Raw genomic sequence first — 22,389 nt, 5'->3', positions numbered from 1 at the left:
CTACGTACGACGGGCAGCGCCGCTGCGCGCCACCGGCCGACCGAGGTGGTCGGCCAGCTGGGCGCGTGCGGTTGCCGCGTCGATCACCATGGCGGAGCCGGCGGCCTCCGCAGCCGAGCGCTGGAGGGCCTGCTCGCCGGCGACGATCTCGAAGGAGTCGTCCCAGTAGTTCCAGTGCCAGCCCTCGTACTCGCTGCTGATGGCGCCCTGGTAGCCCTCGTCGACGAGGAGGGCGATGAGCTCCCTCACCGGCACCGAGGGCTCCTCGCCCGTGGCGTCGATGCCGAAGAACTTGCCGTGCACGTGACGGATCCAACTCATGACCTCGCGCCACGACTCCACCCGTGCCGGCCCGAACAGACCCGTCGCGTTGATGGCGAGGTCGATGCCGAGCTCGGGTGAGCCGTGCCGCCCGGCGAGCTCGATGAAGGATCCGAAGCGACCACCGTGCTCGGCGTCCGACGCGGGCGGACCGGCGACGTAGTAGTCCCTCCAGAGCCGGTCTGCGGCCGCGAGGAAGTCATCGCTGGCACCGCGCCGACGATAGGCCTCGACCATCGACGGGGCGAGGCCGGAGGTCGTCGTGCCCCAGTCCGCGACGAAGCCGAGGAGCGGCGATCCGAGCTTCTCGTAGCGCTCGACCAGGGCCTGGACCAGCTCGTGGTGCGAGTGGTGGTGGGCGTGGACCTCGATCGCCAGCGTCACGCCGAGGCGCTCTGCGATGGGCAGCATCCGCTCCATCGCGTCGGGGCTCAGCGAGATCTGCACGCGGGCGAGCGGGAAGCCGAGGCGCGCCGCCGCCGTGACCTGGAGCTCCATGTAGTCGATGAGCTCGTCGTCGGTCATCAGCCGGTCGCGCCGGATGCCGACGTCGGTGTTGACGGCACACGAGGTCAGGACGAGGCCGGTCTCGTCGACGAGGTCGCGGAACCATCCGACGAACTCGTCGTCGAGGTGCGGGAACCCGCGGAAGCTCGAGAAGCCGATGATCTCGAGTCCGGGTCCCATGCCGTCCGCGGCGACCTTGCGGATCAGCTGCTCGAGGTCGTACTGCCGGCCGTGGAAGGCCCGCGTGAAGCTGTAGAGCGTGACGCCCTGGATGGGACGTCCGAGCGTCGTCGACGCCGTCATCGCACGGCCTCCTTCTCGCGAGCAGCGTGGGCGGTCATGCGCAGCTCCTTGCGCTCGTCGATCATCAGCACGCCGTGCGCCGTGACGATGTAAGGGATGAAGAGCTTGAGCTCGACGGCGACCTGGTGCTCGGTGCCCGGCTCGACGTCGAGATCGCCCGAGACCGTCAGCGAATCGGTCGGGAACCACTGCTCGTCGGTCAAGGACGGGAACTCCTCGATGGTCCGCGCCGTGCCGTTCAGCTCCACACGCACGGACGTCGCCGGCGGGGCCTGCCCGTCCACACTGAACGAGACGTCGGCGATGCAGGACGCCGGGACGGCGCGATACCACGGGATGCGCACCTCGACGGAGGTCCGCCCGCCGTCGACGACGAGGCTCCCCTCCTCGATGAGCCGGTCAGAGATCATGGCGCGAGCGTAGGAACCGCGGCCGATGCTGCCCATAGTCGTTTGGCGATACCGTGCATCACGGGTCGCGATGACCAGCGCTCCCCCTCGTCGGTGCGGAGAGGGCCGGGTGTCGGTTGACGTCCTTGTAGAGCAGGTAGCGGAAGCGTCCAGGTCCTCCGGCGTAGCAGGCCTGAGGGCAGTGATCGCGGCGACGCCCCTCTACTGGTTGTCGGCCAACCTCGTCGCCACCGGCTCCGAATGGTCGGTCCGGTCCGCTGAACGCCTCACTCGACTAGCCCGCACCGTCACTGACAACGTTCCGTGACATGACTCCGCACGACGCGCGACTCGGTCACTTACACAATGCTGACCTTTGGAGCTAGGGCGACACGTCACCACCGTAGCCGCGCGCGAGCCAGCCTGACTCCGTCATGCGGAGTGATGTATGACGCGAACGCTCGACGCCCCGCCGGCACACCTCGTAGTGCTATGGAGCACCACAGAGCGGACAACAGCTGCGCCGTCATCGATGTCACTCTCGCACGCGGACTATCGGCGCCCAGCAGTCTCGAGCTTCATCTCATTGCCGCCGACCGCACAGCTTGAAGACAACGCCAGACATGTGGAGGAACAGATGACCGACGAACAACACGAGCTAGCCGATGACCGCCCAGTCCTGGTGATCGGGGCGACCGGAAAACAGGGTGGAGCCACCGCGCGAGCTCTCCTCAAGGACGGGATCCCGGTCCGGGCCCTCGTGCGAGACGCGGACTCTCAGTCGGCGAAGGCGCTTATGGGCCTCGGAGCCAGGCTGGCGGTGGGTGATCTTTACGAGGCCGAATCGCTGGTGGAGCCGTGCACCGGGGTGCGAGCGGTCTTCTCGGCGCTGAGCCCGGATATGACGAATCCACGGGCCGATGCTGAGCGCACCCATGCGCGCAACTTGATTCCGGCTGCTCTCAGTGCCGGAGTTCCTCACTTCGTTCAGACCTCGGCCTCCGGCGTCGGCGGCCATCTCGACGCTCCCGGGTGGGCGGAGGGCCGCTGGCACCGCTCCCACCACGATGCGGTCCCGCCGATCAGCGACTACTGGATCAGCAAGGACGAGGTCAACGAACTCGTGCGCCAGGCAGGCTTCCCAGTCTGGACGATCCTTCTTCCGTCGATGTTCATGGAGATGTTCGTCCGACCGTCGGTCTACTACGAGGATCGGACAAGCGATCAGCTCGTTGCACCGGTGAACCCAGACACGACTTGCTCCCTGATTGCGGTCGATGACATCGGCCGCGCAGCAGCCGCTGCGATCGCAGATCCCGACCGATTCAACGGTGTGGAGCTCCACCTTGCTGGCGACGTCCTCACTCTGGAGGAGATTGCCGAGGTGCTGTCGCGAGCTTGGAGTACTCGGATCCTCCCGCCCGAGCTTCCGATGACGGCAACGCAGGCCCTGGCCAAGGGTCAGGTGGCGCCGATCGTCCAGGCCTTCGAGTGGATCCGCGACGTGGGATACGCAGCCAAGCCTGATCACCTCAGGGCCTTTGGCGTCGAGCCGATGACCCTTGAGACGTGGGCACGGGCAATCGGCAACGGGTGAATTCGGGCGGTCGGGCGGTCGGACCCCATGCCCTGCTAAGCGTCGGCGTCTTCGCTCGCACTGCAGAGGCGCGACTGTCCGCAATCTGCACGTGGCTGCCGAATGCCCAACCGGTTATGACCGACCGCCGACGCACGACTCGGTCACTCGCCTGCGCCGGGCCAGACAGCGGCCGGTGCGCCGCCACGGTCAATGTCCAATGCGGCGCGCGTCACCGCGAGAACATTCTGGGCGTGAGATCGAGGCCGCGAGCACTAGCGGCCTCGGCGAACTGGGCCATGAGCCCAGAGGCCCCCGCAGCACGGTCTAGATGGATGGCCCCGAACTGCTGGGCCAGTTCGTCGTACACGGCGTTGACGTGCAGCACGCGCCCGTGTCGCCGGGACACCCGGCTGGAACGAGCCGTGATCAGGACGGCGCCACGCGCGCTCAGCACCCGAGCGCAGTGCGTCAAGTGGGTGCGCAGTTCGTCGACGTCATGATTCTGCAGTGCCGACCACCCGAACCCGACATCTAGAGCCACCAGATGCGGGCGGTGCGCAAGCGCCACCCGGAGCTGTACGCGTCGGACGTCGTAGGCGGTGGCGCGTGCTGTCGAAGCGTCACACCACGAGATGTCGTGGTGTACGGCCACCATGCCAGCCAAGTGCTGCGTCCACCCGCTGCGCCGAGGCGAAAACGCTCGTTGGCCGGCACGGTCGCCAACGACAGCGAAGCGCACGTAGCAGCGGTCTGCGCCTGTACTCGATCGTCGCCGGGGTGCGGCAATGGGACGCCCCGGCGGCTCCTGGCTCAACTCGGTCATATTCGAAACCCCTGACATCCATGGCGTGCGTCACACTCGGCTTGGCCCAGCATCACCAGCCCGGATCCTCCTGCCATGCGCAGATCTACCGACTCCCCTACCTAGGCAGGTCGCGCTACGATCCGAGCGATGGGTCGATCCGCCCACCGCATCGACGGTGACTCCTTGCCCGCGGAGGCCACGACCTTCGTGGGTCGTCGGCGTGAGTTGTCGCAGGCAAGGGAGCTTCTCTCGGCGTCGCGGCTCGTGACTCTGACCGGGCCGGGCGGGGTGGGCAAGACGCGGCTGGCGGTGCGCATCGCCGACCAGGCGCGCCGCGCATTCCCCGACGGAGTGGTTCTTGTCGAACTGGCCGAGGTCCAAAGCGCCGAGCTTGTACCGCACGCCGTTGCCCAGGCCCTGGGTTTCCGTGACGAGCGCTCCGGCTGGACCGAGAACGCCTTGGCCGAGCAACTCGCGGACCAACATCTGCTGCTGGTGCTGGACAGCTGCGAACACCTGATTGAGGCGTGTGCTCTCCTTGTCAGCCGGATCCTCGCACGCGCTCCAGACGTGCACGTGTTAGCCACGAGTCGTGAGGCGTTGAAAGTCGGTGGCGAACATACCTACCCCGTCGCACCGCTCCCCGTCCCGGCGCGCGATGCGGTGCCTCGAGCGGCCGACCTTTCACAGTACGACGCCGTTGCGCTGTTCCTCGACCGTGCTGCCGCCCGAGTCCCGGGATTCGTGATCACGGAGTCGAACGCGCCGCACATCGCGGAGATCGTTCAACGGCTCGAAGGGATCCCGCTGGCGATTGAACTCGCCGCAGACCGGGTGCGGGCTCTCCCGGTCTCCCAGATCAGCGCCCGGCTAAATTCGCGACTCCAGTTCTTGACAACCGGCGACCGAAGCGCCTTGGCACGCCACAAGACCCTCCTCGCGTCGATCAAGTGGAGCTACGACCTGTGCTCGGAGCCCGAGCAGCGGCTCTGGGCTCGACTCTCTGTGTTCCCGAGCACTTTCGCCGTCTCCGCCGCAGAGTCGGTCTGCACAGGTGTCGACATTTCGGTGGACGACGTCGTCGATGTGCTGACCGAACTGGTCGAGAAGTCGATCCTGTCCCGTGATGACGGCGGCGGGTCCGAAGCCAGGTATCGGATGCTTGGCGCCATTCGCGAATTCGGCTACGAGCGTCTCCTGGACTCGGGCGGCGTCGGCGCAGCCCGTGAGCGGCTCGTTGCATGGTGCTCGCGTCTCACCGCCGACTATCACGAGAGCTGGTTTGGGCCTGGTCAACGAGAGTGGCTATTCCGACTCCGTGCCGAACACCAGAACGTCGCTACAGCGCTGCGGTTTGCGCTTGAGGATGGACATCCTGACCACGCCATGCGTATCGTTTCGGACCTCTACTCGCACTGGACGGCGGTCGGCCTGATATCAGAAGGTCGTCATTGGCTCAGGCGAGGCGTTGACGAGTCCGAACCGGGCACCGAGTGCCGTGCAACGGCCTTGCGCTGGCTCGCCTACTTCTGCTTCTACCTTGGTGATCGCGGAGACGTCCCGCAACTTCTCGCCGACGCGCGCGCTGAGTTAGGGCCGGAACCGGACCCAGCCGACCTAGCCCACCTCTTCCTCGTGGAGGGTCTGACGAAGCTCGCCGAAACCGACGCGCACATGGCGCAGGAGCCGTTGGCCGAGTCACTTCGACTGTTCGAGATGTGTGATGACGTCGCCGGCAGGGCTCATGTGCTCCTGAGTTACGGTTTCACGCAGTGGCTGTGCGGCGAGCTGGCGTCGGCCCAGGTGCTCCTAGAGCAGTGCTTGGTCCTCACCGGCCAGCACGCCGAGCGCACTTTCCACTCCAGTGCGCTGCTGCACCTCGGCATGGTCCTGTGGGACGCCGGCGAGCCTGAGGCGGCCGAGGCCATGGTCCTCGAAGGCCTCGAACTCAAGGTGCACGACGAGGAATACGTCTCCCAAGCGGTATGTCTAGAGGCACTGGCCTGGTTCAGCGTCGCCGATAACCCGCGGCGGGCGGCCACTCTTGCCGGGTGCGCCACGACTGCGTGGCAGCGGAGCGGGACCTCCATCGTCAGCGTTGATGCTTTGCGACGGCTGCGCGATGAGTCGCTTGAGAAACTCCAACACAGCCTGACCGAGAGCGAGTTCAGCCGCGCCTTGGCGGCTGGCGCGAAGCTGTCGTCAGCCCAGGCGCTGGCGTTTGCCAAGGGCTCGCCGGACACTGCTACATCAGACGAAGATCTGGACGAGATCATTCGGCCTTTGACACGCCGAGAATGGCAGGTTGCCCGGCAAGTTGCCCATGGGCTTGCTAACCGCCAAATCGCCAGCCGTCTGGCGATCTCACAGCGGACCGTCGATGCCCATGTTGCTCACATACTCCAGAAGCTCGCCTTCGGCAGCCGTGCACAGGTGGCGGCCTGGGTGACCGACCGTCTCCGTCTGATCCGCGACTGACCGCAGCCCGCGCGACCGGAGCTGACCACGTTGTGGAACGCGCTGACATATGCTGTGTCGTGTACCACTCGTGCACCGCAGGAAGTAGGCGTCGATGATCGAGCGACCGGAGAACTTGACCGACCTTGTCTTCGCGGCGATCCGTCGCCGCTTGGTGGACGCGAGCCTTCCGCCGGGTAGCTCGGTCAGCGAGGCGATGCTCTCCAAGGACTTGCAGGTCAGCAAGACTCCGGTGCGCGAAGCCCTCCTGCAGTTGCGGCAGATCGGGCTCGTCGAAACGACCGGCCGAGGCTTGCGGGTGGTCGTGCCAAACATTCAGATCGTCCGCGACGCGTTCGAGATGCGCGCCGGTCTTGAGGCTACTGCCGCTCGCTACACGGCAGACCGCGCGACTCGTGAGCAGACGACCGAGCTCGTAGAGCTCGCCGAGGAGTCTGCCCGGGCCGGTGATGACCACGATGCCTTCCGTGAGGCCGACACCGCCTTCCACCTGGCGATTGCGGCGGCCACCGGAAATAGAATGCTCCACCAGGCGGTGGAGAATGTCATCGTGCTCACCCAGGTGGTGCGGCAGCGCGATGTCCACGTCCAGCGCGACTTCAAGCCGGACGCGAAGGAGCACATCAGTATCGCACGCGCCTTGAAGTCTGGCGACGGCGCGTCGGCAGCCGACCAACTCTCCGGGCACATCCTTCGAATCATGCATCAACTGCTCGAAGCCTTCGCGCAGGAGGTGGCGAACCAACCCGTGCCGCGCCCCGTGGGCGTACGTTCGCTCCTCTAGGAACCGGCCGGATGGTTTCCCGCAACCAACTCCGCCCGAGCCGGTCAGTTCGCACCGTCTAGTCCGCGACCTTTTGCCAGCCGCCGCCAGCGGTGAAGGACAGGCTCGGTGTAGCCAGAGGGCTGCGTCGCTCCCGAAAATACGAGCTCGTGGACCGCTGTGAACGCCGGACCAGTGAAGGCATCCCGGGCCATCGGCACGTACTCCGGGTCTCCGGCGTTCTGCTCATCCACAAACTGGGCAACCTTGCGCATGCTCGCCTCGACCTGCTCGGTCGAGACGACGCCATGAAGAAGCCAGTTGGCGACGTACTGCGTCGAGATGCGGCACGTGGCCCGGTCCTCCATCAGATTGGTCCCCGTGATTGCCGGAACCTTCGAGCAGCCAATCCCCGCGTTTACCCAGCGGACGACGTAACCGAGAGCACTCTGCAGGTTGTTCTCAAGCTCGCGTTCGATGTCTTCGGCCGTCAGCGAATCGACATCGCCAAGCAAGGGGATCGTCAGCAGGTCCTCAAGCGGGACGGGCGCGGCCAATTGCGGGTCGGCGTGGCGGGCCCACACGTCGACCTCGTGATAGTGGAGCGCGTGCAGCGTGGCAGCGGTAGGAGACGGGACCCAGGCACACGTGGCGCCAGCCTCCGGGTGCTCTATCTTCTCCACAAGCATCCTCGCCATGCTGTCTGGCCTCGACCACATGCCCTTCCCGATCTGAGCCCGGCCCGAGAAGCCGCACCTGAGGCCGATAGAGACATTCGATCGTTCGTAGGCGCGAATCCACGCCTGCGCCTTCATCTGGTTCTTCCGCACCACTGGACCGGCAAGCATCGAGGTATGGATCTCGTCGCCGGTGCGGTCTAGAAATCCGGTGTTGATGAAGGCTATGCGATCCCGCGCCGCGCGGATGCAAGCCTTGAGATTGACCGAGGTGCGACGCTCCTCGTCCATCACGCCGATCTTGATGGTCCCGGGAGCCAGGCCAAGCAACTCCTCCACGTCTTCCAACTGCTGACAGGCAAGGGCCACCTCCTCGGGGCCGTGCAACTTCGGCTTGACCACATACACCGAACCTGTGCGCGAGTTCTTCAGGGCTGAGTTTCCGCGCAGGTCGTGCAGGCTGCCCAGAGTTCCAATCAGGGCGTCGAGCAATCCTTCGAGGACTGGGTCGCCGTCCCTGTCGAGCACGGCGTCGGTCGTCATGAGGTGACCCACGTGGCGAACGAACATCAAGGCTCGGCCGGGCAGCACGAACGTCTCCCCCGACGCTTTGAGATAGCGGCGGTCGGGAGCGAGCGACCGCGTGAAGGTCCGACCGTCCTTGGTCACCTCCTCCTGCAGCGTTCCCTGCATAAGAAGAAGCCAGTTGCGATAGACGCCGACCTTGTCCTGGGCGTCTACCGCCGCCACGGAGTCCTCGAAGTCCATGATCGTCGTAACCGCGGACTCAAGGATGATATCGGCGAGCCCGGCCCGGTCTTCAGACCCGACTGGGGTGGTTCGGTCGATGACGAGCTCGACGTGCAGGCCATGGTGTTGCAGCAAATACGTACGCCGGACCGCGTCATCGGCACGGCCCACGAATTGGTCTTCGTCGAGGAGGCGCGCCGCGCCGCCCGCATGCATTGCGACAATTCCCTTCTCGTCGGCGGCGTAGTCGTCGACGTCATTGTGCGAGCATCCGTCCAGCGGGAAGTGGGCGTCGAGGAAGGTGCGGGCCGTGGCGATGACTTCGGCTCCGCGCTGAGGGTTGTACGGGCCTCGCCGAGAACCGATCGAGTCCGGAATCGCATCGCTGCCGTACAGGGCGTCATACAACGAGCCCCATCGCGCGTTGGCGGCATTGGTGGCAAACCGTGCATTCAAGATCGGGACGACGAGCTGCGGCCCTGCGATGCTGGCAACCTCGGGGTCGACCCCGCCAGTTGTGATCTCGAAGTCGTCCGGCTGGTCGACGACGTACCCGATCCTTCGCAGGAAGGCCTCATAAGGCTCTTTCGACTCGCTCAGATAGTAGTTGTCGATCTCGGATTGAAGCTCATCGCGGCGAACGAGCAGGGCACGCGTCATCGGCTTGTACTTCTCAAACAGCCGCGCCGCGCCCGACCAAAAGGCGTCTGAGTCGACCCCAGAGCCCGGCAGGGCCTCTTCCTCGACGAAGCGGTAGAGCTCGGCGGCGATCTGCAGGCCGCTCAGGTCGTTCCGATAGATGGAATCAAGTGACGTCACGAAGAAGCATGCCACATCGCGTCATGCGGGACGATCCCCCAGCCGTCACATGAGACCACCTTTTGTGGCTTGAAAGGCACCTCGCGGGCGGCGCCATGCGCGCGCGGCACAAGTCGCCCGCACCGTGGGATGCAGGTCCCCCGTCGGCGGCGCATCTGACGTATGAGACGTGCTCCATCTATGGTTGACGCCTGCAACTACCGGATGGAGTCGACTGGCGGTGACACTCTTGTCGATGACCGCCACCACACCCAGGTCGCTCGTGCTCACGTCCCTCCGATAGGAGCGTCAGCGTCGTCACGGCCCTCCGTGGCCACGGCGCCGCCAGCAATGGCGGACATCCATCCGCAGCCGTCATGGACCGGCATCGGGCCTGAGGAACACAGCATGCGTTGTCCAGCACCCGCGAGATACCCACATACGGCGAAGGGCCGACCGTCACGATCTTGTGACCGAGGGGCCCACCTGGACAATTACAGTCGCCTGGATGCAACCAGCGCCGTGTCGTCCGTTCTGGCTCCCTCCAACGTCAGCGCACGCCAATCACCCCCCGCACGTGCGAATGCCCGACGACGTCGCCGCAGTGGCGGCATTGGGCCAGTGACGGCCTGTCAGAGCACCTTGCTGATGACTGACTTCATGACCTCGCTCGTGCCGCCGTAGATGCGGGTCACGCGCGCGTCAGCGTAGAGCCTCGAAATCGGATATTCCTTCGTGTACCCGTACCCACCGTGCAGCTGCAGGCACTTGTCGATCACCGATCCTTGGACCTCCGAGCAGAACAACTTCGCGGCCGCAGCGTCTGCCGGCGAGAGGTCGTCCGTCTCGTCGAGGGTGAGGCATGTGTCGATGAGAGCCTGCGCGGCAAGGACCTGGGTGTGGCACTCGGCGAGGACGAACTTCGTGTTCTGGAAGCTATCCAGACGCTTGCCGAAGACTTCCCGCTCCCCCACATAAGCCTTCGTCATCTCCACAGCGCCCGCCGCGGCCGCATAACACCCCATCGCGATCGACAGACGTTCCTTGGCCAGGTTGCGAGTCAGGTATGCCCAGGCTTCGCCCTCCTCGCCCAGGATCTCTGAGCGCGGGACCCGGACGTCAGTGAAACTGAGCTCGACAGTGTCCTGTGCGTGCAGGCCAATCTTCTGGATCTGGCGTCCAACGCTGAAACCCGGCGAGGAGGCGTCGACGAGCAGGATGGACAGCCCGCGGCGGCGGTCGTCTTCGGGTGCCGGCGACGTACGGCAGACCACCAACACCAGCCCGGCGTTGAAGCCGCCCGTGATGAAGGTCTTCGCGCCATTGAGCACATAGTGGTCGCCATCGAGACGTGCGGTGGTCCGGATGGCTGCCACGTCCGAGCCAGCACCGGGCTCAGTGATGGCGATAGCGGCCATGCACTCGCCGGTGGTGTAGGGCGGGAGCCAGCGTTCCTTCTGCTCGTCAGTGGCCAGCTGCAGCAGGTACGGCAACACGAGATCAGTGTGGATCCGCAGAGCGCCAAGCGTGACGCCGAAGCGCCCAGCTTCCTCTGAGATCACCGCGCTGTACTTGAGGTCATGCACCCCCGAGCCCCCATACTCTTCGGGAACTCGGATGCCAAGGATTCCCAGCTCGCCCAGGCGCTTGTAGAACGATCGCGGCGGGGCGCCGGCACTCTCCCACTCCGCGTACTGAGGAACGACCTCGCTTTCGATGAACCGGCGGACGACCAAGCGGAACTGCTCGTGGTTGTCGTCGTAGATCAGACGGCGCATGTCAGCCGAGCTCACTTCCGACGATGGCGACGAACGACACGCAGTCGCCCGGCGCGCCGCCAAGGTTGTGAGTGAGGCCGTAGCGACGCCCCTTGGGCTTGATCTGCCGGTCCGCCGGAGCCTCCTCGCGCAACTGGAGCCAGCACTCAAAGAGCATTCGAAGCCCCGAGGCGCCAATCGGGTGACCAAAACTCTTCAAGCCGCCATCCGGATTGACCGGAAGCTCCCCGTCGAGCGCGAATCGGTCAGCCATCGCGTCCTTCCACGACTCGCCACGCTGCGAGAACCCAAGGTCCTCCATCAGCACCAGTTCCGTCGGGGTGAAGCAGTCGTGCACCTCAGCCATCATCAGCTCGGCCGCGGGGTCGGTCACTCCGGCCTGCGAGTATGCGTCAGTGGCCGACCGGACGACCTCCTCGAAGGTCGTGTAGTCGTAGCTGGGGTCGATCGGTCCCGTGCCTGGGCCGGCCACGAACGACAGCGCCTTCACATAAAGCGGCTTGTCGGTGTACTTGTGTGCATCCTCGGCTCGCACGATCAAGGCAGCGGCGGCACCGTCACTCACACCCGAGCAGTCGAAGACCCCGAGGTCGCCGGCAATCGGAGGAGCGGAGGCAATCTTCGCCTCAGGAACCTCAGCCTGGAACTGTGCGCGCGGGTTACGGGACCCGTTCAGGTGGTTCTTCCACGCGACATGTGTCATGGCGGCCTTGAAGTCGCTGGGACTGACGCCGTACTTCGCCGAGTACGCGGGCGCGAGAAGCGAGAAGCGCGCCGGCGCCGTAACAGTCGTGCTCGTACCGTCCGAGGGTGGATTTGCTCGCGTAAGTCCTGAGTAGCCGGAGTCCTTCAGCTTCTCCACGCCGAGCGCCATCACGACGTCGTACGCACCTGAGGCAACGGCGTAGCAGGCGTTTCGGAAGGCCTCAGACCCAGTTGCGCAGAAGTTCTCCACCCTGGTGACCGGCTTGTAGTCAGTCTTCAGCGCGCTCGACAGGATCATGCCCGAGAAGCCGCCGTTCATGGTCCCGAGCCAGTAGGCGTCCACTGCGTCCTTGGGAACGCCTGAGGTGCTGAACGCCTCAGCCGCCGCCTCTACCACGAGGTCCGCGGTCGATGACTCCCATCGCTCGCCGAATCGGGTACAACCCATGCCGACGATCGCGACGCGATCCTTGATGCCATGCGAGGTCACGAGACGGCTCCTTCAGAGATCGGGCGGGCTTTCCAGAAGTAGTTGTGAATTCCCGAGGTGGTTGACATGCGACGGAACGTCATCTCGACGCGCTGGCCGACAGCAACTGTCGATGCGTCAATGTCGGTGAGCTCGCACAGGTACCTGCCGCCGCCGTCGAAGTCGAGCGCGGCAGCGACAAGCGGCGGTGCGAGGGAGAAGGCCAAGTGATCGACGGTGAACGTGGCGATCGTCGCGTTGGTATCGGCCAGCGGACGCAACTGCATGTGGTCCTGTGTGCCGCAGCGCAGGCAAACTCGCTGTGGTGGCAGGTGCCGTGTCCCGCAGGACTGACACTCGCTGCCACTGAACGAGAACTTCCACTCGAGCTGACGGTTCGTCGCGGGCGGCGCGGCTCGGTCGGGGTCAGGGCGGCGGGGCTGTTGCCGTTCGATCAATCCGCGCCAGCTGAGGAAGTCGACGTAGCTGACGCGCCCGGTACCGCGTGCGATCTCGTTGGCAACTGCGCCGGACGGCTGATGTGCGTCCGTCATCCGGAACACCAGGGTGTCTGCGCCGTCTGCGAGGACGGTAAGCGCCACGATGTCACCGGGCTTGGCGGCGTCGAACAACGCCGCGAGGAGGACGCCGCAGTGTGCCGCGCCGGTGTTGCCAATAACGGAGACTAGGTCGTCGTGCCGTTTGTCGGCGCCGATACCGAGCCGGGAAGGGAGCTTGCTCGATGCCCGGGCGGAGAGTCCGGCCGTGGCGAAGTGCGCGATCTCGTCGACTACGACGCCAGCATTCTTGAGAGCGTCGTCGAAGGCAGCGGCTCCGAGCTCGAGGTAGATGTCCTCACCGAAGCGCTCCTCCCACGTGGCACTCCACGGGGCACCGGGCTCGCGCCAGCGATCAAGGAACTCACGACTTGCGGACCCGGAACCGAGGAGCTCGGCAACGAGGGGCAGGTCGGATCCGCCGAGGACGAACGCCGCAGCGGCATCGCCACCCGCGGCCTCGTCAGAGCTGCCCGTCGGTCCGGTGCGTACGTCGGACAGCGCAACGAGCGTTGCGCCGGGCTGGTACATTGCCGCCAGTAGCGCCGCGACCCCAGACCGAACGCCTCCGCATGAGTCTGCGACGCGAGCGGACTGGTCGAGCCCGAGCGCCGCGTGCACAGCGCTCGCGTTGGTCTTGTCGGCGTAGACCGGTGCTGACGTCGCCAACACGACGTTGCTGATGGGCGTCGAGCGTCGCGTGGTTGAGAGCGCCTGCCGGCTGGCCTCGACGGCAAGGGTGGTGGTGTCTTCGTCATACGCGGCGACAGCTCGCATGCCCTTACCTGCACGCGTGCCGACAGCGGAGCCGATGGACGCGTGCTCGAGCCGCCAGTACGGGACGTAGACGCCGTATTCGGATACTCCGATCGAGCCGGTCATGGAACCTCCGATAAGGATTGGGATGAATCGAGCCAGAGACCCGTTGGTTAACGTAGATCAACTTCATGGTGGCCTTCAACCGGACCGTTCCGCCTGGCTGCACGAGGCCGAGTCTGAGCGTTCCTCGGACGATTAGGCGCGCGTCTTCGAGTTAACGAGGATTGCGCGCGTTCTCTCTACAGGAAGGCTTCCGCCGCAACACTGATAGCGCGCTCGTCGCCGCGTACAACAACCGTGGTGATGAGGGAGTCCCGCCAAGCCTGCGCTTCGTCCCGCAACTTCCCAGGCGGACCGACCAGGGCGACCTGTTCGACGAGCGCAAGCGGAACGGCCGAGGCCGCCTCGTCCTTGCGGCCACTCAGGTACAGCGTCTGGATTCGTTCGCAGTCAGCCTCGAATCCGAGCCGTGCGAAAACGTTGTAGTGGAAGTTCTGCTCCCTGGGGCCCATCCCACCGATGTAGAGCGCTAGTCGAGGTCGAACCGAGTCGGCGGCCCGCTCGACGTCGTCGTCGACAACGACGTCGACCGGGCAGACGACCTCGAAGGTCTCGGCCGTTGCGTGCGCACCGGGTCGGGCGAACCCGCTGGCAAGGCTCGCGCGCTGCTGCTCATCGTTGTAAGGCGAGTAGAAGAGTGGCAGCCAGCCGTCAGCGATCTCGGCCGCGAGCGCGACGTTCTTCGGCCCCTCTGCGGCCAGCAGAATCGGCAGGTCGGACCGGCGAGGGTGCATCGTCGAACGCAGGGACTTCCCCAACCCAGCGCCCGTCGGCGTGGGCAGTTGGTAGTGCTTTCCGTCAAACTGGACGACGTCGCGGGCGAGCGCTTGGCGGAGGATGGCCACGTACTCCCTGGTGCGCTCGAGAGGGCGCGGGTAGGGCTGGCCATACCAGCCTTCTACGACCTGCGGGCCTGAGGCTCCGATTCCCAACACGAATCGGCCATCAGTCAGATGGTCCAGCGTCATGGCTGCCATCGCAGTCGCCGTGGGGGTTCGTGCAGCCATCTGGAGAATGGCCGTGCCGAGACGGAGCCGATGCGTCCGGCTCCCGAGCCAGGCCAGCGGCGTCAAGGCGTCGGAGCCCCACGCCTCACCGGTCCACAGGGAGTCGTAACCCAGGTCCTCGGCCAGCTCAACGAGGCGCGGCTGGCCCGGAGGCTGAGCTGCGCCCCAGTAGCCGAGGCCGAGGCCGAGTTTCATGGGCACCGAGCCGGAGCCTGCATCTGCGGCGTTCATGCGACTTGAACCCGGGCAGTTCCGGAGAGTGTCACGCTCCCGTCCTCCAACCGCACAACGAGGTCGAGCTCGGCAACGCCGTCAGAGACCGCGGTCAGCACGCCCTCGCAAGTAGGGGCAGCCATGACCGGCGTCATCGCCGTGAAGCGAACACGCCAACTCAGCAGCTGTGCCTGCGGGTACCAGTTGGTGAGCAGGCGGCTCAGGTACGCCATCGAGAGCATCCCGTGGGCAATGACGTCGTCGAAACCGGAGAGCCGCGCCGCATCGATGTCGATGTGGATCGCATTGTGGTCGTGAGACGCACCGGCGAACAGCGCGAGCGTTGTTCGGCTGATCGGGGGAAACGAAAGGGGACCGATCTGCGAACCGACCTCCGGCATGTCAACGGCGCTCATTTCACCGTCCGCCGGATCGCCGCCAGGTTGACCAGTTCCGCCACCAGTTCACCGTTTCGCGACACGGTCGTGGTCCGGGTGAGGAACGACAACGCGCCACCCTTCTTCTCGTAGTAGTCGGTGATTCGCGGAGCGAGGTGTAGCTCGTCCCCAGCGAAGGCCAGTTGGTGATACGTGAAGCTCTGTTCGGCGTGAAGGATCTGGGAGAGCTGGGCACCAGCCGCCCGCAGCGCGGCATACGGATCAGGTCGCTTCAATTCAAGGCTGAAGAAGAACGTCGGAGGCACCAGCAGGTCCGGATAGTTCAGTGCGCGCGCACTGGCCACGTCTACGTAAGCGCCGCGCTGCTCACCGATCGCGGCGGCGAAGAACTGGAGCTGGCTACGTTCGACCACAATGGAGAACGAAGTCAGTTCAGTGGCGACAAGCTCATCCCGCAGGGTCATCGGTTCGCCGCGTCTCGCTGTTCCTTCGCCTTCAGAGACGAGACGAACTCCGGGGCGCCGGCAGGTAGGTCCTTCAGAGCTGCGTCAATCTCATCGACAGTCCAGCGGCTGTCCTTGTCGAAGGACTGGATCTCGGTCCAGCTCTGCTGCCAGCCGATGTGCCCGCCGACGACGACGAACACCTGCCCCGAGACCTGGCAGTCCGGCGCGGCCAGCCACGCCACCAGCGGCGAGATGTTGGCCGGGTCCCACTCGTCAAACCCGCCTTCGTCGGCTGCCAGCTTGGAGGCGAACTCGGGGGAAGCCATCGTCAGTCGCGTGCGCGCGACGGGCGCGATCGCGTTGACTCGGACGCCGTAGCGCTCGAGCTCTCGCGAGGCGACCTGGGTCATGGCCGCGATCCCGGCCTTTGCCGCCGCGTAGTTGAGCTGACCCGGATTCCCTCGCAGGCCCGACGGCGACGACGTGTTCACTACCGCTGCGTTCACCGTCTTGCCGGCCTTCGCCTGCTCGCGCCAGTACGCCGACGCGTGGCGCAGCGGGCAGAAGTGCCCCTTGAGGTGGACATCCATGACCGAGTCCCACTCAGCCTCGGACATGTTGACAGTGAACCGGTCACGCAGAATGCCTGCGTTGTTGACGAGGACGTCTAGGCCGCCAAACGTCTCGACGGCGAGATCAATCATCTCCGCGGCGCTGTCCCAGTTCGAAACACTGCCCGCGTGCGCGACAGCGCGACCGCCGAGCGCCTCGATCTCAGCAACCACTTCGTCAGCTGGCGTCTGCTCCGCCGCCGATCCGTCAGATCCCGCGCCGTTGTCATTGACGACCACATTGGCACCCAGCCGGGCGAACAGGAGCGCGTGCTCGCGCCCGAGTCCTCTGCCGCCCCCAGTGACGAGCACCGTCCGACCTGAAAAGGTTGACATTCGTTATCTCCGCTGATCGATTCTCGAGTGGACACGTCGCCGCAAGACGGCGCGATAGGCTGCTGAAAGCCTGGAGCCGACCATCGGTCGGTATGTCTCGCACGATAGCCTCGCTCAATGTCCGAACGCAATGAGCGTTAACCCAAGAATGATGGAGAAGTGATGTCGCCTCGGACACAGTCGGCTCGCGACCGCCCGAGTGATCGCCGAGCGGAGATCTTGGCGGCTGCGGCAAGCCTCATACGTCAACGCGGCTTTGCGCAGGTAGGCATCGACGACATCGGCGCGGCAATCGGTCTCAGCGGTCCCGCCCTCTACCGCTACTTCGACAGCAAGCAAACGCTGCTGGCCCAGATCGTGGTCGACCACCTGGACCGAATCGAAGAAGTGCAAGCTTCACGCCGTCGCGTTAACCGTCGTTCACGTTCCGCAACCGATCCTGCGCGATCCCGCGAGCCCCGCGCGAACGCCGGCTTGATCCGTGCGCTCGTAGATGCCGCGATGCGAGAGCCCAACGCCATGTTCGTGACGGTCATGTACTCAGGCCTACTCGCCGGAGAACCCCTGGCGCGCGTGCGTCAGCGCCGCGAGCAATTCGATGCCGAGTGGGATTGCCTCATGCCACCGATCGGCGACACCGGCGCCTGGTCGCAGGAGCAACTGAAGACCCATGCCGTTGCCGGCACCCTCATGCACCTATCGCTCGCGCGCGCAGGCTCGCGCACCCAGCGCGCTGCCTTAGCCCGCCAGATCATCGGCGACTTGAGCTCGATGACGCTGCAGCCGCTAGATCTCACTCGGGCGCCCGCAGCGACGTCGGCCTTGACCCACGTCAGCCGCCGCGAGGCAATCCTCGCCGTTGCTGTCCCCCTGTTCTGCGACCGTGGTTACGCAGCTGTTTCGTTGAGCGATATCGGATCGCCGCTGGGAATCACCGGCTCGGCGGTCGCGCGCCAGTTCGGAAGCAAGGAGGACCTGCTCGCCACGGCCATCCTGCGCGGTAGCGAGCAAATCTCCGCGGGGGTCGCGCTCGCACTACGACGATCGGCGTCGGCAAGCGAGGCAGCGCAAGCCATGCTTGCAAGCTACGTGTCGCTGGCCGTGGACTTCCCCGAGCTCGTCGTCGTGCAGAACATCGAGCCCTATGCCCTGTCGGAGCAGTTCCGTTCTGAACGTCGCAAGCGGCATCGGGTGTACATCGACGAGTTGGCGCGCGTTGTCGATCTGACCCAGCCGGAGAATGGACAGGCCGCGAGTAGGTTGCGGGCCGGCGCGGCCTTCGGCGCGATCAACCAAGCGATCGTCGGCGGTGTCCGGGCGCGAGCCACCACAGATGCGACCAACCTGCTCCGGATCGCCACGACGGTCGCCTTGACCCCTACTCCCGAGACTGCCTAGGGAGCGGGTATGCCGGCGGCCTCCAGCCGTTCAGAGAGGGGACACAGGCAAGCTCGCCGGGCGTATGGGACCGCTACGACAGTGCGACCGCCGCCGCCTCCGCGAGTTCGACAACGTGCTCACGCTGTGCCGCAACGTCGAAGTCGGCATCTCCCATCGCTCCATCGCGATAACGGACATAGATTCCTTCGCCGATGCAGGCCAGACGCCACAACGCAAACGCCTGGTACCACCCAATGTCCGAGACGTCCCGCCCCGTGCGTGCGCTGTAGTGGGCGACCACAGCGTCGCGAGTTGGATAGCCCCGATGACCTGTCGGTGACGGCGAAACCTCAGGCTCGCCTGGGTCGCGCCAGAGCGCTGTCATCCATCCAAGGTCGGCGAGAGTGTCGCCCAGAGCGCACAACTCCCAATCCAAGACCGCGCGAGCTCGCCCGTCCTGCCCGACCAGCAGGTTGCCGAACCGGAAGTCACCATGAACCAAACCCGTGTACCGCTGGGGCGGGGCCGTCGCGCTCAACCGCGTCCACACCTCATCGATGATTGGCAAGGACCGGTCGCTCACCGAATGGAACTGGCGATGCCATCGCGCAAGTTGGCGCGGTAGATAGTCTTCGCGCTTCCCCAGTTGGCCGAGCCCGATCGCGTCGACGTCGAGTTCGTGGATAGCGGCGAGGGCATCGACCAGACTTGCCGCAGCGGCTGCACGTGACGTGACCGGGTAAGCAGCGCCGTCGTCATCGGTTGCAAGGACCACCCCGTCGACGTGCTCCATCACGAAGAACGGTGCGCCAATCACTTCGGGGTCGACGCAGAGACCGAACAGCTCGGGCACCGGAACGTCGCTGCCTTGAAGACTCGACAAGATCGAGAACTCACGCTCGACGTTATGTGCGCCCGGATGCGCGGAACCCGCCGGGGGCCGGCGAAGCACGTACGTCCGCCCATTGGCGTCTTCAATGCGGTACGTGAGGTTCGATCGACCACCCGCGATCAGCGCGACTTTGCCCGGCTCGTCGAACTTGATCCCATGCTCCAACATCCAGTCACTCGCCCGGAGCACCTCCGCGTCATGCATCGGCGTACCGCCCGAGTTCGATGCGAGCGATCGTCCGCAGGTGCACCTCGTCGGGCCCGTCCAGGAGTCGTAGCGCCCGCTGCCGTGCAAAGGCCTCCGCCATGGGGAAGTCCTGCGACAGTCCCGCTCCGCCATGAACCTGCATTGATCGATCGAGCACTCGGAGAGCCATCGCGGGCACCGCAACCTTGATGGCAGAGATCGCAGAGCGGGCCACCTTGTTCCCCGCCTTGTCCATCAGCCACGCCGCGTGGAACGTGAGCAAGCGCGCCTGGTCAATCTCGATGCGGCTGTCCGCGATGTACTTTTGAACAAGCCCTTGGTCGCTGAGCGGGCCGCCAAAGGCGATCCGGTTCTTCGCTCGCACGCACATCAGTTCGAGGGCTCGTTCCGCGGCGCCGATCGAGCGCATGCAGTGATGGATCCGCCCGGGCCCGAGTCGAGCTTGTGCGATCTCGAACCCGCCGCCCTCGCTCCCCAGAATGTGCGAGGCGGGGACGCGGACATCCTCGAGAGTCACCTCGCAGTGCCCCGCCTTGTGGTTGTAGCCGAGCACGAGCAGGTCTCGAACAACCTTGAGGCCTGGAGAGTCAAACGGCACCAAGATCATGCTCTGCTGGCGAAACGTCGGAGCGGTCGGATCTGTCTTCCCCATGACGATGCCGAGGCTGCATCGAGGGTCGGCCGCTCCTGAGATCCAGGTCTTTCTGCCGTTGATGACGTAGTCGTCTCCGTCGCGGACGATGCTGCAACGGATGTTGGTGGCATCCGACCCGGCAACATCGGGCTCGGTCATCAGGAACGCCGAACGAGTAGTGCCGTCCAGCAGCGGGGCAAGCCAGCGTTCCTTCTGGTCGTCGGTCCCGAACATTGCGAGCAGTTCCATGTTCCCGGTGTCGGGAGGTGAGCAGTTGAGGGCCTCGGGCCCGATCATGCTTCGACCGCTCAATTCGGCCAGCGGCGCGTAGTCGAGGTTGCTGAGCCCGCCACCCCACTCTGTTGCGTGGGGAAGAAAAAGGTTCCATAGGCCGGCCTCGCGTGCAGCGCGCTTGAGCTCTTCCATGACGGGCGGCTGCGAGTGCGGTCCTCCAGCGGCCAACTGCTCCTCGTATGGGAGTTCAGCTGGGTAGACATGTTCAGCCATGAAGACTTGAAGTCGGTCGTAGAGCTCTGTTGCCCGGGGGCTCATGTCAAAGTCCACGTCGTCACCTCACCTGTACCGGCTTGGAAAGGGCACTCGCATCCGCCCGCGCAACCTGCTCGCGGAGATCCCTCTTCAGAATCTTGCCGACGGCGTTACGCGGAAGATCGTCGGACTGCAGGTAGATCTCGGCGGGAACCTTGAAGGACGCGAGACGTTGGCTAACGTGCAGCCGAAGGTCAGCTTCTGTCGTCATTGACCCCGAACGGGTCCGGACGACCGCAACGACTTCCTCACCGAGGATGTCATGGGGACGACCGAGGACGGCGCAGTCTTCCACGTCAGGGTGGCCACCGAGCACGTCCTCGACTTCCGCGCAGTAGACGTTCTCGCCGGACCTGATCACAACATCCTTGATGCGGTCCACGACGTACACGAATCCGTCCTCGTCCATGCGTACGAGGTCTCCCGAGTGGAACCATCCTTCGGCATCAAAGGCGTTGCTCTCTTGGTTCCAGTACCGGTACGCAGAGTTCGGACCGCGCAGCCAGGCCTCGCCCACCTGTCCGGGCAGGACGTCGTTCCCGTCATCGCCCACGACTCTGATCTCAGTCGTCGGGAAGGTCCGTCCGACGGACGTGGGTCGTTCGAAGAAGTCGTGCGATCCGATCATGACCATGGGGCCGCAGGTCTCCGTCAGGCCATATCCCGAGCCGCCGGTGACTCGGCGGTTGAATACTGCCGCCGTGCGGGCAACCAACGCAGACGTGGTGGGCGCTCCGCCGGAGGTCAGTGAGCGCAGCGAGGGCAACTGCGCTCCGGTTCGCTCCACCTCATCGAGGAATCTGGAGATGACGGTCGGAACGCCACCTGGGAAGGTGTCGACCTGTTCGCGCTCGATCAGTTCCACTGCGCGCCGGGCGTCCCACTTGTGCATGAGAACAAGGTGGGCTCCGGCTACTGCGGCCGATATAGCTCGAGGCAGGGAAGCGACATGGAAGAGCGGCCCCACGATGAGAGCTGTGGGAACCGCCGATGGGAGTCGAACAGGGTCACCACGCAGCTGTGCCAGCTGGGACTCGAGGTGGCTGTAGAACCGCATGTTGATCGTCGTGCTGAGATGAGCTCGATGAGTGGCGACCGCACCCTTCGGCGTTCCGGTGGTGCCGGAGGTGTACATGATCGTCGCGTCGTCGTCGGCGGCGATGGGGACAGCGGTTAGATCGAACGCGAACGGGTGCTCCTGGATGATCGCGTCCCATGTGTCGTCGCCGGTCGGATCGGCGTTCGGCCGGACCTCAACCACCCGGTCCAGCGCAGGCAGGCGATGCCGTTCCCGCTGGATCAACGCGCTCCGCTCGGCGTCTGCTACCACAACGACAGCCCCGCAATCGGCGAGGGCGTTGGCAAGTTCGGTGGCGGTCCACCAAGAGTTCAGGGGAACACAGACAGCACCCACGCTGACAGACGCGCTGAAGGCAATCACCCACTCCGGGTAGTTGCGCGCGGCGACGGCCACCCGGTCACCAGGCTGAACGCCGAAACGCTCCACGAGTGCACTTGCAAAGCGGCCAACCAACTGCAGGTACTCGGACCACGTGTAGTGCTCGTTTTCGTAGGTCAACGCGAGGCGATCTCCCCACTGACGGCCAGCGATGAGCACGTCTCGGATGCTGTCCGGCATCGCCGAATAGATGCGGAGGTCAACGCCGCGAATCCGCTCCGTTCTCACCGGGAAGGGGCCGTCAGGTCCCGTGAGCCGCTCCACGATGCTGGCGCGCAGGTCCGCATCATCCATGCCCGCACCTCTCCGTAGGTTAAGTGGACGTAACGATATCTCAGATACCGTACATCGAATCTGCCAGCGCGTCGATGTTGTCCGTTCCGGTCTGTCCCGAATTTGCTCCGCCGGGTTCCTCAGCAAACGGTCACGTCGGGCTCGGTCTTCTCCCGCACCTCGTCCTCCGTTACGCCCGGCGCGAGTTCGACTACCCGCGTCGACT

The 22,389-nt window shown here is 65.2% G+C and carries 18 protein-coding genes; 4 read left to right on the top strand and 14 right to left on the bottom strand.

Translation table 11 applies throughout. The features are described from left to right. Both ACYQ1K_RS11465 and ACYQ1K_RS11460 read right to left on the bottom strand, forming a co-directional pair. Entirely contained in the window at positions 1-1,131 is a 1,131-nt protein-coding gene (locus ACYQ1K_RS11465; protein ID WP_459983112.1) for a hypothetical protein, read from the bottom strand. Then, on the bottom strand, positions 1,128-1,541 hold the full coding sequence (locus ACYQ1K_RS11460; protein WP_459983111.1) for a C-glycoside deglycosidase beta subunit domain-containing protein: 414 nt from the start codon (positions 1,539-1,541) through the stop codon (positions 1,128-1,130). Before ACYQ1K_RS11460 ends, ACYQ1K_RS11465 begins: the two co-directional genes overlap by 4 nt. Positions 1,542-1,968: 427 nt before the next feature. Here ACYQ1K_RS11460 and ACYQ1K_RS11455 point away from each other — a divergent pair, with 427 nt between their 5' ends. Further along, positions 1,969-3,117, top strand: coding sequence for an NmrA family NAD(P)-binding protein (locus tag ACYQ1K_RS11455; RefSeq protein WP_459983110.1), 1,149 nt, complete (start codon positions 1,969-1,971; stop codon positions 3,115-3,117). Between the two features lie 211 nt (positions 3,118-3,328). Here ACYQ1K_RS11455 and ACYQ1K_RS11450 read toward each other — a convergent pair whose 3' ends face one another. Then, entirely contained in the window at positions 3,329-3,763 is a 435-nt protein-coding gene (locus ACYQ1K_RS11450; protein ID WP_459983109.1) for an SGNH/GDSL hydrolase family protein, read from the bottom strand. Between the two features lie 288 nt (positions 3,764-4,051). Between ACYQ1K_RS11450 and ACYQ1K_RS11445 the strand changes: the two genes are divergently transcribed. Beyond that, the gene (locus ACYQ1K_RS11445; RefSeq protein ID WP_459983108.1) at positions 4,052-6,382 is read left to right on the top strand and encodes an ATP-binding protein; all 2,331 of its coding nucleotides are present in this window, start codon (positions 4,052-4,054) and stop codon (positions 6,380-6,382) included. 94 nt (positions 6,383-6,476) lie between these two features. Further along, a complete protein-coding gene (locus ACYQ1K_RS11440) occupies positions 6,477-7,166 on the top strand; it encodes a GntR family transcriptional regulator (RefSeq protein ID WP_459983107.1) in 690 nt (229 codons plus the stop codon). A gap of 44 nt (positions 7,167-7,210) precedes the next feature. Here ACYQ1K_RS11440 and ACYQ1K_RS11435 read toward each other — a convergent pair whose 3' ends face one another. From ACYQ1K_RS11435 to ACYQ1K_RS11400, 8 genes are all read right to left on the bottom strand, one after another. Then, positions 7,211-9,391, bottom strand: a complete 2,181-nt coding sequence (locus ACYQ1K_RS11435) for a malate synthase G (protein ID WP_459983106.1) — start codon at positions 9,389-9,391, stop codon at positions 7,211-7,213. Between the two features lie 611 nt (positions 9,392-10,002). After that, positions 10,003-11,211: an acyl-CoA dehydrogenase family protein gene (locus tag ACYQ1K_RS11430; protein ID WP_459983105.1), complete on the bottom strand. Its 1,209-nt coding sequence runs from the start codon at positions 11,209-11,211 to the stop codon at positions 10,003-10,005. Next, on the bottom strand, positions 11,150-12,343 hold the full coding sequence (locus ACYQ1K_RS11425) for an acetyl-CoA acetyltransferase (RefSeq protein WP_459983104.1): 1,194 nt from the start codon (positions 12,341-12,343) through the stop codon (positions 11,150-11,152). Before ACYQ1K_RS11425 ends, ACYQ1K_RS11430 begins: the two co-directional genes overlap by 62 nt. Further along, entirely contained in the window at positions 12,340-13,761 is a 1,422-nt protein-coding gene (locus ACYQ1K_RS11420; protein WP_459983103.1) for an OB-fold domain-containing protein, read from the bottom strand. Before ACYQ1K_RS11420 ends, ACYQ1K_RS11425 begins: the two co-directional genes overlap by 4 nt. A 176-nt stretch (positions 13,762-13,937) precedes the next feature. Then, positions 13,938-14,960 carry an LLM class F420-dependent oxidoreductase gene (locus ACYQ1K_RS11415; protein ID WP_459983199.1) on the bottom strand — a complete coding sequence of 341 codons (1,023 nt, stop codon included), beginning with the start codon at positions 14,958-14,960 and terminating at the stop codon, positions 13,938-13,940. A gap of 32 nt (positions 14,961-14,992) precedes the next feature. After that, positions 14,993-15,394 (bottom strand): MaoC/PaaZ C-terminal domain-containing protein, encoded by a 402-nt coding sequence (locus ACYQ1K_RS11410; protein WP_459983102.1) that lies wholly within the window; start codon positions 15,392-15,394, stop codon positions 14,993-14,995. Further along, positions 15,391-15,840 (bottom strand): MaoC family dehydratase N-terminal domain-containing protein, encoded by a 450-nt coding sequence (locus ACYQ1K_RS11405; RefSeq protein ID WP_459983101.1) that lies wholly within the window; start codon positions 15,838-15,840, stop codon positions 15,391-15,393. Before ACYQ1K_RS11405 ends, ACYQ1K_RS11410 begins: the two co-directional genes overlap by 4 nt. Then, on the bottom strand, positions 15,837-16,769 hold the full coding sequence (locus ACYQ1K_RS11400) for an SDR family oxidoreductase (protein WP_459983100.1): 933 nt from the start codon (positions 16,767-16,769) through the stop codon (positions 15,837-15,839). The genes ACYQ1K_RS11405 and ACYQ1K_RS11400 overlap by 4 nt, the downstream gene beginning before the upstream one ends. A gap of 219 nt (positions 16,770-16,988) precedes the next feature. Between ACYQ1K_RS11400 and ACYQ1K_RS11395 the strand changes: the two genes are divergently transcribed. Continuing rightward, positions 16,989-18,167 (top strand): TetR/AcrR family transcriptional regulator, encoded by a 1,179-nt coding sequence (locus ACYQ1K_RS11395; protein WP_459983099.1) that lies wholly within the window; start codon positions 16,989-16,991, stop codon positions 18,165-18,167. Positions 18,168-18,240: 73 nt separating this feature from the next. Here ACYQ1K_RS11395 and ACYQ1K_RS11390 read toward each other — a convergent pair whose 3' ends face one another. Genes ACYQ1K_RS11390 through ACYQ1K_RS11380 form a run of 3 tightly spaced genes read right to left on the bottom strand, consistent with a single transcriptional unit; the run spans position 18,241 to position 22,184 of the window. Beyond that, the gene (locus ACYQ1K_RS11390; RefSeq protein WP_459983098.1) at positions 18,241-19,245 is read right to left on the bottom strand and encodes a phosphotransferase family protein; all 1,005 of its coding nucleotides are present in this window, start codon (positions 19,243-19,245) and stop codon (positions 18,241-18,243) included. Beyond that, complete coding sequence (locus tag ACYQ1K_RS11385; RefSeq protein ID WP_459983097.1) at positions 19,238-20,446, bottom strand: acyl-CoA dehydrogenase family protein; 1,209 nt, start codon at positions 20,444-20,446, stop codon at positions 19,238-19,240. Before ACYQ1K_RS11385 ends, ACYQ1K_RS11390 begins: the two co-directional genes overlap by 8 nt. Positions 20,447-20,450: 4 nt before the next feature. Next, complete coding sequence (locus tag ACYQ1K_RS11380) at positions 20,451-22,184, bottom strand: class I adenylate-forming enzyme family protein (RefSeq protein WP_459983198.1); 1,734 nt, start codon at positions 22,182-22,184, stop codon at positions 20,451-20,453. Positions 22,185-22,389 lie beyond the last annotated feature (205 nt).

Source organism: Nocardioides sp. AN3 (assembly GCF_054653495.1).
Note: the sequence above shows the minus strand (reverse complement) of the source record. Positions and strands in the feature narration are given on the sequence as shown.

Bases quoted from the DNA above. Each gene is read 5' to 3' on its own strand.
- ACYQ1K_RS11460 (WP_459983111.1), bottom strand. From the start codon at position 1,541: ATGATCTCTGACCGGCTCATCGAGGAGGGGAGCCTCGTCGTCGACGGC.
- ACYQ1K_RS11455 (WP_459983110.1), top strand. From the start codon at position 1,969: ATGACGCGAACGCTCGACGCCCCGCCGGCACACCTCGTAGTGCTATGG.
- ACYQ1K_RS11410 (WP_459983102.1), bottom strand. From the start codon at position 15,394: ATGAGCGCCGTTGACATGCCGGAGGTCGGTTCGCAGATCGGTCCCCTT.
- ACYQ1K_RS11415 (WP_459983199.1), bottom strand. From the start codon at position 14,960: ATGAAACTCGGCCTCGGCCTCGGCTACTGGGGCGCAGCTCAGCCTCCG.
- ACYQ1K_RS11420 (WP_459983103.1), bottom strand. From the start codon at position 13,761: ATGACCGGCTCGATCGGAGTATCCGAATACGGCGTCTACGTCCCGTAC.
- ACYQ1K_RS11445 (WP_459983108.1), top strand. From the start codon at position 4,052: ATGGGTCGATCCGCCCACCGCATCGACGGTGACTCCTTGCCCGCGGAG.
- ACYQ1K_RS11390 (WP_459983098.1), bottom strand. From the start codon at position 19,245: ATGCATGACGCGGAGGTGCTCCGGGCGAGTGACTGGATGTTGGAGCAT.
- ACYQ1K_RS11440 (WP_459983107.1), top strand. From the start codon at position 6,477: ATGATCGAGCGACCGGAGAACTTGACCGACCTTGTCTTCGCGGCGATC.
- ACYQ1K_RS11405 (WP_459983101.1), bottom strand. From the start codon at position 15,840: ATGACCCTGCGGGATGAGCTTGTCGCCACTGAACTGACTTCGTTCTCC.
- ACYQ1K_RS11465 (WP_459983112.1), bottom strand. From the start codon at position 1,131: ATGACGGCGTCGACGACGCTCGGACGTCCCATCCAGGGCGTCACGCTC.
- ACYQ1K_RS11400 (WP_459983100.1), bottom strand. From the start codon at position 16,769: ATGTCAACCTTTTCAGGTCGGACGGTGCTCGTCACTGGGGGCGGCAGA.
- ACYQ1K_RS11380 (WP_459983198.1), bottom strand. From the start codon at position 22,184: ATGGATGATGCGGACCTGCGCGCCAGCATCGTGGAGCGGCTCACGGGA.